The sequence below is a fragment of the Brevundimonas sp. NPDC055812 genome, from assembly GCF_053616535.1.
Genome location: NZ_JBSHDX010000005.1, coordinates 80,020 through 92,217 on the forward strand (window position 1 = coordinate 80,020; position 12,198 = coordinate 92,217).

General features: G+C 68.3%; 8 protein-coding genes. 2 read left to right on the forward strand and 6 right to left on the reverse strand.

All coding sequences use genetic code 11. The annotated features are described in order from the left end of the window. Positions 1 to 15 precede the first annotated feature (15 nt). Both ACWGL1_RS09890 and ACWGL1_RS09895 read right to left on the reverse strand, forming a co-directional pair. Positions 16 to 2,187, reverse strand: coding sequence for a prolyl oligopeptidase family serine peptidase (locus tag ACWGL1_RS09890; protein ID WP_452111896.1), 2,172 nt, complete (start codon positions 2,185 to 2,187; stop codon positions 16 to 18). A gap of 110 nt (positions 2,188 to 2,297) precedes the next feature. Then, positions 2,298 to 3,101, reverse strand: a complete 804-nt coding sequence (locus tag ACWGL1_RS09895; protein ID WP_452111897.1) for a potassium channel family protein — start codon at positions 3,099 to 3,101, stop codon at positions 2,298 to 2,300. 49 nt (positions 3,102 to 3,150) lie between these two features. Here ACWGL1_RS09895 and dapF point away from each other — a divergent pair, with 49 nt between their 5' ends. Then, positions 3,151 to 4,053 (forward strand): diaminopimelate epimerase, encoded by a 903-nt coding sequence (gene dapF / locus ACWGL1_RS09900; protein ID WP_452111898.1) that lies wholly within the window; start codon positions 3,151 to 3,153, stop codon positions 4,051 to 4,053. Between the two features lie 100 nt (positions 4,054 to 4,153). Beyond that, positions 4,154 to 6,433, forward strand: a complete 2,280-nt coding sequence (locus ACWGL1_RS09905) for an NADP-dependent malic enzyme (RefSeq protein WP_312219667.1) — start codon at positions 4,154 to 4,156, stop codon at positions 6,431 to 6,433. 63 nt (positions 6,434 to 6,496) lie between these two features. Here the strand turns inward: ACWGL1_RS09905 and ACWGL1_RS09910 are convergent, their stop codons facing one another. The 4 genes from ACWGL1_RS09910 to ACWGL1_RS09925 form a co-directional block, all read right to left on the reverse strand. Next, positions 6,497 to 8,185, reverse strand: a complete 1,689-nt coding sequence (locus ACWGL1_RS09910; protein ID WP_291780569.1) for an AmpG family muropeptide MFS transporter — start codon at positions 8,183 to 8,185, stop codon at positions 6,497 to 6,499. Positions 8,186 to 8,239: 54 nt separating this feature from the next. After that, positions 8,240 to 9,799, reverse strand: coding sequence for a response regulator (locus ACWGL1_RS09915; protein ID WP_291780566.1), 1,560 nt, complete (start codon positions 9,797 to 9,799; stop codon positions 8,240 to 8,242). Between the two features lie 23 nt (positions 9,800 to 9,822). After that, the gene (locus ACWGL1_RS09920; protein ID WP_338577450.1) at positions 9,823 to 11,433 is read right to left on the reverse strand and encodes a YifB family Mg chelatase-like AAA ATPase; all 1,611 of its coding nucleotides are present in this window, start codon (positions 11,431 to 11,433) and stop codon (positions 9,823 to 9,825) included. A 66-nt stretch (positions 11,434 to 11,499) separates the two neighbouring features. Continuing rightward, on the reverse strand, positions 11,500 to 12,189 hold the full coding sequence (locus ACWGL1_RS09925) for a hypothetical protein (protein WP_338577452.1): 690 nt from the start codon (positions 12,187 to 12,189) through the stop codon (positions 11,500 to 11,502). Positions 12,190 to 12,198 lie beyond the last annotated feature (9 nt).

Consider the following 12,198-nt stretch of genomic DNA (forward strand, 5'->3'; position numbering starts at 1 on the left):
TCAGGCTCCATGCGATCAGGGCTGCGCCGGCTGATCCATCAGCCGCCGGGTCAGATAGGTGTATTCCAGCGCGATGCGTCGGGCCGTCTCGCGCAGGTTGGCGCCGGCCGCGTGGCCGCCGTCGGTGTTTTCATAGAAGAGCACCGGATAGCCCAGTTCCTCCATCCGCGCGGCCGCCTTGCGGGCGTGGCCGGGGTGCACGCGGTCGTCCTTGGTCGAGGTGTGGATGAAGACCTCGGGGTAGGGCTGGCCCGCCGCCAGACGCTGATAGGGTGAATACTGCTCGATCCAGGCGCGCTGTTCGGGGATGTCCGGGTCGCCGTATTCGCCCATCCAGCTGGCGCCGGCCAGCAACTTGTGGAAGCGCAGCATGTCGAACAGCGGCACCTGGATGACCGCCGCGTTGATCAGGTCCGGGCGCTGGGTCAGCATGGCCCCCATGAACAGTCCGCCCTGCGAGCCGCCCATGATCCCCAGGTGAGGCTGCGAGGTGATCCCGCGCGTGATCAGGTCCTGGGCCACGGCCTGGAAGTCTTCATGCGCGCGCTGGCGGTTCTCCTGCTGGGCCGCCTGGTGCCATTTCGGTCCGAACTCGCCGCCGCCGCGGGTGTTGGCGATGACATAGACGCCGCCCCGCTCCAGCCACAGCTTGCCCACCGTCGGCGAATAGCCGGGCAGCAGCGACGACTGGAAACCGCCGTAGCCGTACAGAAGAGTCGGGTTCGAGCCGTCCATCGCCATGGCGTCCTTGTGGACGACGAAATAGGGGATCATCGTCCCGTCGGCGCTGCGCGCCTCGAACTGATCGACGCGCATGCCGCTGGCGTCGAACTTGTCCGGCAGGGCCTTGGTCAGGGCGACCGCGCCGGTCGCCGCATCGGCCAGATAGAGGCTGGACGGATTCAGATAGCCGGTGACGCTGACGAAGACCTTGTCGTCCTGTTCCGAGGCCGAGCCGACGCCGACCGAAACGTTCTGCGGCAGGTCCAGGCGCGTGCGGCTCCAGTCGGCCGGGTCATAGACATAGACCGAGCCGCGCACGTTCTCGTAAAGGGCCACGACCAGCTTGTTGCGGGTGGCGTTGAGCCCCTCGATGGCTTCGCGCTCGCCGGGGCGGATCACCTGTTGGGCCGGGGTCTTCGGATCAGCCAGCCAGGCCTGCAGCGGCCAAGCGATGACGTCGCCGGTCTTGAATTCCTGACCCGAGGGCGCGGTCCAGTCCTGATCCGTCGTCACCACCAGCTGGCCGGCGACCAGGGCGTTGATGTTGGACTTGAGCGGCAGCTCCAGCTTCGTCGTCGAACCGTCGGCGTTCAGGCGCCAGGTCTCGCTTTCGTAGAAGTTGATCCCCCGGTTCAGCAGCACCGCCTGAACCACGCCGTCGGCGTCGCGCAGCGTGTAGCCCGAAACCGAGACGTCCGTCTGTTGACCGGCGAAGACCTCGACCGCCTGATCGACGCTCTGGCCGCGCTTCATCAGGCGCACGGTGCGCGGATAGCCCGAGTCCGTCAGCGACCCTTCGCCGAAGTCGCGCGAGATCAGCAGCGTATCCTTGTCGATCCAGCTGGCGCCGCCCTTGGATTCCGGCAGCGAAATCCCGCCTTCGACGAAGGTTTTCGTGACGCTGTCGAACTCGCGGATCGTCACCGCATCCTTGCCGCCGTTCGACAGGGAGATCAGGCAGTAACGCTCCTCCGGCGCCAGGCAGGTCGCGCCCTTGTAGACCCAGTTGGCGTCCTCGGCCGCCGACAGGGCGTCGATGTCCAGGATGGTCTCCCACTGCGGCGCATCGGCGCGATAGGACGCCAGCGTCGTGCGCCGCCAGATGCCGCGCACATGGTCGGCGTCCTGCCAGAAGTTGTCGACGTGGCCGTCGTGAGTGAAACCGGGCGAGGGGATGCGGTCGCGCGACTGCACCAGGTCCAGCGCCTGCTGGTGCAGGGTCTCATAGCGTGGGTCGCCCTGCAGCGTTCCCAGGGAGGTCTCGTTGTGCGCCTTGACCCATTCCATGGCGCGGTCGCCCTCGACCTCCTCCAGCCACAGATAGGGGTCGGTCGCATCGCTGGTCGCGAAGCCCGGAGCCGTCGAGGCGGCGCTTGTGGAAACGGTGGTCTGGGCCATGGCGACGGGTGCGGCTCCGGCGGCGAGAAGAAGGGCGGCGACGGACGCCAACGAGCGGATGGTCATGGATGTCCCCCAACGGACGAATGTTTCGCGCGGCACCTTGGCGAGGGCGGCGGCGAGGGGCAAGCGCCTGTAATCTTACGGGCTTGTAATCTTTCGCCGCAGGCTGCGGCTCAATCGCCATCGTCCGGGATGCACAGAATCTGGCCGCAGGCCTTGCAGTGCACGGCGTCGGGGTCGTGCTTCTGCAGCCCGCAGGTGGGACAGGGGAACTTCACCTTGTGCGGCCGGATCAGCGTCTGGGCCAGGCGGATGAAAAGGGTGATGCCCACCAGCATGACGACGATGGAGATGACCCTCCCCCAGTTGCCCGGCAGGGTGATGTCCCCGAAGCCCGTCGTCGTCAGGGTGGCGACAGTGAAGTACAGGGCGTCCAGATAGCCGTTGATGTGCTCGGCCTTGCCCCGGAAATAGGCGTAGACGAAGCCGGTCGTCACAAAGACGAAGGTGACCAGGGCGGCCAAGGCGCGGGTGATCTCCTCGACGCGGGTGTCGTCGAACCGGCGACCGATGGTGCGCCAGAACAGGTCGCTGTTCAGCAGGCTCCAGAACCGCAGCAGCCGCAGGAAGCCGAAATTCGCCAGCCAGGCCGGGAACAGCAGGGTCGCCAGCACGAACAGGTCGACCCAGACGATGGGCTTCTTCAGCCAGTCGCGGACGTCGGAATAGGCATAGGCCCGCGCCGCCAGGTCCAGGCCCAGAATGGCGGCGATGAAGTAGTCGGCGACATAGAAGACCCAGCCCGCCTCCTTCAGGATCGGCGCGGCCAGGAAGAAGCCGATGATGATCAGGTCGACGATGATGACCATCAGGCGGAACTTCACCGCCGCCGGCTGGGCGCCGTGATAGAGGTAGCGCAGGCGCGCCCTCAGCCGCAGCCCGTCGGGTTTGGCGGTTTCGCTATGATCAGACGTCATCGTCGTCAGCGATACATGAACCGGCGAAAAATCCTATATGAAGGGCGTCATGAGCCAACCCGCCCGACCCTACATCCGCATGAACGGCGCCGGAAACGCCTTCATCGTCGTCCAGGCCTTCGAAGAGCCCTTTCACCCGACCGCGGACCAGGTGCGCGCCCTGGCCGATCCGGCGGCGGGCCTGGGCGGCTTCGACCAGTTGATCGGCATCGAGCCGTCCGAAACGGCCGACGCCTTCATGCGGGTATGGAACGCCGACGGCTCCATGGTCGAGACCTGCGGCAACGCCCTGCGCTGCGTCGGCTGGCTGATGCTGGAGGCGACCGACAAGGAAGAGGTGGTCATCGACACCCTCGGCGGCCCCACCACCGCGCGCCGCGCCTCACCCTCTGTTCCAGGCCGCGCCGGGTCGGGAGATCCCGAAGGGTCGACGACCGCGGCCATCCACGAAGTGACGGTCGATATGGGGGCGCCGCGTCTCGACTGGTCCGAAGTGCCGCTGGCCGAAGCGATGGACACGCGCGGGATCGAGCTTCAGGTCGGACCGATCGACGCGCCCGTGCTGCATACGCCGGGCGCGGTGTCGATGGGCAACCCCCACGTCGTCTTCTTCACCGACCAGCAGGACGACGCCTTCGTGCGCGGCTCCGGCTCCCTGGTCGAACGCCACCCTCTGTTCCCCGAGGGGGTCAACGTCGGCTTCGCCGACGTCCTGGATCGTGACCGCATCCGGTTGCGGGTGTGGGAGCGCGGGGCGGGCCTGACCCTGGCGTGCGGCACCGGCGCCTGCGCCGCCCTGGTGGCCACGGCGCGGCGCGGACTGACCGATCGCCGAGCGACGGTGATCGTCGACGGCGGCGAACTGACCATCAACTGGGACGAAGCGTCGAACCACGTCTTCATGACGGGTCCTGTCGAGATCGAAGGAACCGGATTCCTGCCCGTGGCGTGACGGAGAAACCACGCAATCGCCCTTGACCCGGCGTCAGCGGTTGTCGGCGAAGGTCCCACGATCTAGGAACGAAATGCGCCTGCCTCTTCCCGAGATCGAAATGCCCGAATTGACCGATAAACAGACCTTCTCCGACGACGACGCTCTGGAGTTCCACAGCGATCCGACTCCGGGCAAGATCTCCATGGCCCCGACCAAGCCGATGGCGACCCAGCGCGATCTGTCGCTGGCCTATTCGCCGGGCGTGGCCGTGCCGGTCCTGGCCATCGCGGAGGACCCGGACAAGGCCTACGACTACACCTCCAAGGGGAACATGGTCGCCGTCATCTCGAACGGCACCGCCATCCTGGGCCTGGGTCACCTGGGCCACATGGCCTCCAAGCCGGTGATGGAAGGCAAGTCGGTCCTGTTCAAGCGCTTCGCCGACGTCGACAGCTTCGACGTCGAGGTGAAGACCATCGACCCGGACGAGTTCGTCACCGTGGTCAAGAACATCGGCGACACCTGGGGCGGCATCAACCTGGAGGACATCAAGTCCCCTGAATGCTTCGAGATCGAAGCCCAGCTGCAGGACCTGCTGGACATTCCCGTCTTCCATGACGACCAGCACGGCACGGCCATCATCTCGACCGCCGGCCTGATCAACGCGGCCCACATCGTCGGCAAGAAGCTGGAAGACCTCAAGGTCGTCCTGTCGGGCGCCGGGGCGGCGGGCCTGTCGTCCATCGCCCTGATGAAGGCCGCCGGCGTCAAGGCCGAGAACACGGTCATCTGCGATCGCCAGGGCGTCATCTACAAGGGCCGCGACAACGTCTCCCAATGGCAGGCCGCGCACGCCACCGACACGCCTCTGCGCACCCTGGCCGAGGCCATGGTCGGCGCCGACGTCGTGCTGGGCCTGTCGGCCAAGGGCGCGATCACCAAGGAGATGGTCGCCTCCATGGCGCCCAATCCGATCATCTTCGCCATGGCCAACCCCGACCCGGAAATCACCCCGGAAGACGTCAAGTCGGTCCGTTCGGACGCCATCATGGCGACGGGCCGCTCGGACTATGTGAACCAGATCAACAACGTCCTGGCCTTCCCCTATCTGTTCCGGGGCGCGCTGGACGTGCGCGCACGCCAGATCAACCACGAGATGAAGATCGCCTGCGCCCACGCCCTGGCGGCGCTGGCCCGCGAGGACGTGCCGGACGAGGTCGCCGCCGCCTATCGCGGCCGCAAGCTGAAGTTCGGCCCGGAATACATCATTCCGACCCCGTTCGACCCGCGCCTGATCTGGTACATCCCGCCCTTCATCGCCCAGACGGCGATGGAGACCGGCGTGGCGCGCAAGCCGATCGAGGACATGGACGCCTATCGCATCAGCCTGCGCCAGCGGGTCGATCCGTCGGCCGCCCTGATGCAGAAGATCCAGGCCAGCGTGCGCTCGGGTCCGAAACAGCGCGTCGTCTTCGCCGAGGGCGAGGAGCAGTCGGTCATCCGCGCCGCCTGGGCCTTCAAGCAGGCCGATCTCGGCACGCCCATCCTGGTCGGCCGCGAGGAGCTGATCCGCCAGAACGCCGCCGAGGCCGGTCTGAGCTTCGATGAGCTGGGAATCCAGATCATGAACGCCCGCGTGTCGGACCGAAACGCCGAATACGTCGACTGGCTCTACGCCCGCCTGCAGCGTCGCGGCTATCTGCGTCGCGACGTCCAGCGCATGATCAATCAGGACCGCAACTATTTCGCCGCCGCCATGGTCGCGCGCGGCGAGGCGGACTGCATGGTCACCGGCGTGACCCGCAACTTCAACATGGCCCTGAAGGAAGTCCGCCGAGTCCTCGACGTCACGGACCGCATGATCGGCCTGTCGATCCTGCTGGCCAAGGGGCGCACCCTGTTCGTGGCCGACACCTCGATCCACGAACTGCCCGACGCGGCCGAACTGGCCGAGATCGCGGTCAAGGCCGCCGCCACGGTCAAGACCCTGGGCCGCAAGCCGCGCGTCGCCTTCCTCAGCTATTCGACCTTCGGCGATCCGCCGGGCAACCGCGGCGAGAAGGTGCGCGAAGCCATCCGCATCCTCGACGGCATGGATCTCGATTTCGAATATGAAGGCGAGATGCCGCCGGCCCTGGCGCTCAACTCCGACGCTCGCGCCAACTACCCCTTCATGCGCCTGACCGGCGACGCCAACGTCCTGGTCATGCCGGCCATCCACTCCGCCGCCATCTCGACCCGACTGGTCCAGGCTCTTGGCGGCGCCACGGTGATCGGTCCGCTGCTGGTGGGTCTGGAGAAGTCGGTCCAGATCGTGCCCCTGGGCGCCTCGGTCAGCGAGATCATGACGGCGGCCACCTTCGCCGCCTACGCCGAAGGGGTGGAGGTCGAGGACTGACCACCGACCCATCGCAACAACGTCGAGAGGCGGCCTTCGGGCCGCCTCTTTGCGTTTCGGCCTCTAGACCTCGAGCCCGAGACGCCGGCGCTCCATCACCTGACGCACCCATTCCATCGCGCAGAAGACCACCGCCACCACGCCGAGCCAGGCGGCGATGACGAACATGGCCGCATAGCCCTGACGCTCAATCAGTTCGCCCAAGGCGCCACGCCCCAAGGTGCCGATCAGCAGCGCTAGGGAGGTGAAGACGGCGAACTGCACCGCACCGAACATCTTGTTCGACAGCGCCGACAGATAGGCCACGAAGGCCGCGCCCGCGAAGCCGCCGGCGATGTTCTCGCCCGCGATCGCCAGCATCAGTCGCGCCAGAGGTTCGCTCACCCCGAAGGCGCCGAACAGCTTGTACAGGCCGGTCGCGCTCATGAAGCCGCCGATCACCGGCGCGCCGAGCGCCAGGTCCATCATCAACAGATTGGTCGCGGCAGACAGGGCCGCGCCCAGTAGAAGACTGGCCATCCGGCCGATGACCAGCAATGCCCATCCGCCCAGGGCGATGCCGATGATAGTCATCACCACGCCGAAGGTCTTGGACGCCAGAGCGATCTCGGTCTTGGAGTGGCCCAGCGCCCCGCCTGTGTCCCCCATGTAGAAGGGGAAGGCGAACGGACCCCAGACGCCGTCGGTAATGCGATAGGTCAGGATCAGCCCCAGCACGATCACCGCACCCCAGCCCAAACGGCCCATCAGTTCGACCAGAGGCGCCAGGATGGCGTCGTAGAGGGTATCAGCGAAACCCGTCTCCCTGGCCCCCGAAGATGTCGACGATGAGGGAGCCGCCTTGCCGCCCCGCCAAACGATGATCCCCGCAAGGACGGCGGGCAGGATCACCGCCATGCCGACGATCCACGGCCCCCAGACGGCGGTGAACTCTCCGGCGCTGGGCGCGGGCTTGACGGTCAAAGCCGTGACCATGAAGCGCACCAGCATGAAGGCGGCCCAGGCCCAGGCAGCCAGGGTGACGGCCAAGGCGGTCATCCGCAGGCGCGGTGACCCGATGCGTTCGCGTGCGATGGCGGCGCGCGGCGCGGCCTTGGGTTCGGGCGCGATCAGCGTGCCCAGAACGCCCAGCCCCATCAGCCCGGCGCCGATGACGAAGGTCGCCGACCAACCCAGCTGATCAGCCAGCACGAGGGCGCCCGCCCCACCGACGAGGGCCGCCGTGCGGAAGCCTAGTTGATAGACGGTCGACAACAGATCTACCGGCGTCCTCTCGTCAGCCACCTCGATGCGCCAGGTGTCGATGACGATGTCCTGCGTCGCCGAAGCGAAGGCGCCCAGGGCGGCGGCGCCCGCCAACACCACGATCGCCCCCGTGCCCGGATGCGACAGGGCGATGGCCAGAAGCGCGCCCGCCAGCACGATCTGGCACAAGATCAGCCATGACCGACGCCGGCCCATCCGGCCGACAACAGGCGGTGTCAGCCCGACCGCAGGCGACCACAGAAACTTGAATGCGCCGAACAGTCCAACCCAGGACAGCACGCCGATCGTCGCCACCGACACGCCCGCATCTGACAACCACGCGTTCAGCGTGCCGAACAGCATGGCGAAGGGCAGGCCCGCCGAGAAGCCGAGCAGCAGCATGGCCAGGGTGCGCCGTTCGCGAAACGCCGCCTTGAGCACGCCCAGTCCCTTAGGAGACGGCTGCAACGCCGCGACCTCGGAAGCGGGCGTCTTGGAATCAGTCATGCATGGCTCCGGCGGAGGCGCCGCCGGGCGTTACGGACGACGGACTACTGGCGGTTAGGACACCGCGACCTTGGCGCGGTTGGCGGCGTTCGTCCAGCGCGCCAAGGCGACGCGCAGGGCGTCCGCCTCCAGCGGCTTGGCCAGGTGATCGTCCATCCCGGCCTCGAGACAGGCCGCGCGGTCCTCCGCGAAGGCGTTGGCGGTCAGGGCGATGATCGGCGTCTGGTCCCCGCGCGCCCGCAGCGCGCGCGCCGCGCTCGGCCCGTCCAGGCGCGGCATCCGCATGTCCATGAAAACCAGGTCGAAGCGCGCCGCCTTCAGGGCGTCCAGCGCCTCCTGGCCGTCGGCGGCGGTCTGGACCACGCAACCCTCGCGCCGCAGCAGCGTCCTCGCCAGAAGGGCGCCGACCGGATTGTCCTCGACCAACAGGACGCGCACGCCCTTGAAGGCCACATGGGCCACCCGGTCGTCGTCGCCCGGCCGGACCGGCGGCGCGGGCAGGCCCCGGCGCGGCGCGGCCGCCGCCAGGGCGCGCTCCGCCAGGGACGCCCGGCGCAGCGGCTTGATCAGATAGCCGCAGAAACCCGCCGCCCGATAGCGGCTGATAAGATCCCGTTCAGACGGGCGCAGCAGGATGATGGCCTGACCCTGGCTGGGCCGGACCGCCAGCGCCCCGTCTTCGGCGCCCGCATGATCGATGAGGGTCACCCCGGCCTGGCGCGCGACCCGACCGCCCGACGCCTCGATCTGATCGGCGGCCGCACGACGCACGAAGGGATCTGGCGTGCGGATGGCCACGGCCAGCCCCGCCAGGGGCCGCGCACGCGCTTCAGCCTCGTCCGCCACGGGAAACTCGGCCTCGAAACGGAAGCGGGCGCCGGCGCCGTCCGGGCGATCCTCGACCACCGCGGTTCCGCCCATGGCGCGCGCCAGCCGCCGCACGACCGCCAGGCCCAGTCCGGCGCCGTCGAACCGGGCGGCGTCGGAGGCGTCGGCGTGGCCGAACTCCTCGAAGATGCGCCCCCGCGCCTCCTCCGGCACGCCGGGGCCGGTGTCGTCGACGATGAAGGCCAGACGCGTGCGCGATCCAAGGCGTTCGCCGATGGGCTCGACCGCCAGGCGGACCCCGCCCCGGTCGGTGAATTTCACGGCGTTTCCCGCCAGATTGAACAGGATCTGGCGCAGACGGCCCTCGTCGGCGATGATGTCCGGAGCCTCGGCCGCCACCGACCAGACGATCTCCAATCCCTTGTCGTGGGCGCGCGGGCTCAGCAGTTCGGCCACGCCCCGCACCAGCCCCTCCAGGTCGACAGGGGCCGGGTCGAACTCCAGCGTCTCGGCTTCGAGCCGGGCGTAATCCAGCAGATCATTGACCAGGCCCAGCAGATGCTCCGCCGACTTCTGCGCCGCCTCGGCATAGGCGCGCTGTGCCCCATCCAGACGCGTTCGCGACAGCAGGCCCAACATGCCGATCACCCCGTTCAGGGGCGTGCGCATCTCGTGACTCATCAGCCGCAGGAACTGCTGTTCGGGCGAGCTTCCATCCACGGCGGCGACGGGCGCGGCCGGGAAAAGCTCGGTCTGCGACGAAGGTCTGCGGCGCGTCTGTCCCATAGCGGCAGCCTAGGGCCGAGGTGTTAATTCCAAACGAACGGCGTTTGTCCCGGCCCTGTCTCGCGAACAGGAAACAGAATCCGCCGGCTGGCCTGACGGTCGAAATCCTCATGGGCACCGACCGTGCTGCGCCGGTACATCAAGGCTTCGGCCACATGGCGGCGCAGCACGCCGTCGGCCCCGTCCAGATCGGCGATGGTGCGGGCCAGACGCAGGGTCCGCGTCCAGCCGCGGGCGGTCAGGTCCCCAGCCTCTCCGGCCTTCATCAGCAGGGCGCGCCCCGCCTGATCGGGCGCGGCGAACCGCTCCAGCGCCTCGCCCGAGGCGCGGGCGTTGAGCGCCTGCATTCCCGTCAACCCGGCCTCTGCCATGCGATTCTCCTGCATCTGCATGGCGGCGGCCACGCGGGCGGCGGCCTCGGCCGTGCCTTCGGCCGGAGCGGGCAGGATCATGTCGGCTGCCGTCACCGCCGGCGTCTCCACCGTCAGGTCGATGCGATCGAACATCGGGCCGGAGATGCGGTTCTGATAATCCTTCTGGCAGCGGGGAGCCTTGCCGCAGGCGCCGCGCCCCGGCCCGCCCACGCCGCAACGGCAGGGATTCATCGCCGCCACCAGCTGGAACCGCGCCGGATAGCGCACATGGGCGTTGGCGCGCGCCACCACGATCTCGCCCGTCTCCAGCGGCTGGCGCAGGCTGTCCAGCGCCTGGGGCGAGTATTCGGGCAGTTCATCAAGGAAGAGGACGCCGTTGTGCGCCAGAGAGGCCTCGCCCGGCTTGGCCTTCAGTCCGCCGCCCGTCAGGGCGGCCATGGAGGCTGAATGATGGGGCGCTCGAAACGGCCGCTCGCGCGTCAGGGCCCCGCGCTCGATCAATCCGGCCACCGACCAGACCATCGACGTCTCAAGCCGCTCCATCGGCGTCAGCGGCGGCAGCAGGCCCGGCAGGCGCGCCGCCATCATCGACTTGCCCGAGCCGGGCGGGCCGACGAACAACAGATTGTGGCCCCCGGCGGCGGCGATCTCCAGCGCCCGCTTGGCGCCCTCCTGTCCCTTGACCTCGCGCAGGTCGGGCACGGCGCGCCCTTCCAGCACCGGCCCCGGCTGGGGTGGGCGCAGCACCTGGGTTCCGCGAAAATGGTTGATCAGGCCGATCAGGGAGCGCGGCGCCAGCAGTCGCGCCTCGCCCGCCCAGGCCGCCTCGGGCCCGTTGGCCTCGGGGCAGATCAGACCCAGCCCCATGGCGTTCACCGCCATGGCGGCGGGCAGGGTTCCGCCGACCGCCGCGATCTGTCCGTCCAAACCCAGTTCGCCCACCGCCGCCCAGCCGTCCAGGGCGTCCGGCCCGATCACCCCCATGGAGGCCAGCAGGGCCAGGGCGATGGGCAGGTCGAAATGACTGCCTTCCTTGGGCAGATCGGCGGGGGCCAGGTTGGCGATCACCTTCTTGGCCGGCAGCGCCAGGCCGATGCCCGCAAAGGCGCCGCGCACCCGTTCACGGCTTTCGGCCACCGCCTTGTCCGGCAGGCCGACGATGGCGAAGGCGCCGGCGGGCGAACCGACCTGCTGCACCTCCACATCGACCCGACGCGCATCGACGCCGTCGAAAGCCACCGTCACCACTCGCGCGACCATGCCGTTCCCTCCCGCATTTGAGAGAACAAATCACGAACTCACAGCAACTACAAGAGCGCCGTTCGGTCAGCTCGTCGGCAGGTCGGCTTCCGGCGCGATCGTATGAATCACCTGACCCTCGGCGTTCAGGAACTGGATGGCGCCGAAGCCTTCCTCGGTGACGGTCAGGCGCACGCGCGGCTTGTCGTTCTTGTCGGACAGGGCGACAGCAGGCGTGCCGTCGGGCGCCACTGACAGACGCATACGCGTCGGCGTCTCCACGCCGGGCACCAGGGCCCCGCCCAGCTTCGGTTCGCGCACCGGCGGCGGCGCCTGGTTGATGATGAAGCTGACCTCGCCGTCCGGCGCCACGCGCCAACCGATCGCATCCATGGCGGGATGGTCCAGCGCCAGGATGGCCATGCCGCCCTCGACGTCCGCCGTGCCGAAGCCGCCGCGCTCGCTGCCCTTGTCATCATAGAGGATGAGCCCGGCCACGTTGATGGAGCGTCGATACTCGACGCCGTCTATGATCGCCGAAGGGTTGTCGCCCGCCAGGGTCATGCGGATAACGCCATCAGCATCGACGATGTCGATACGGCGTGCGCTTATGCGCTCGTGGTCAGGCGCTTCAACGCGCGTTTCCGGCGTTCGGCTCGTGATAAGCCGCTCCAGCGCTTCGATGGGCGGCCCTTTGGGCGTCTCCTCGGCGACAGTCGGACAGGCGAAAGCCATAGCCAGAGCGGCCAGCGCCCCGGTCCGGATGATGGTCGTCATGATTTTCCC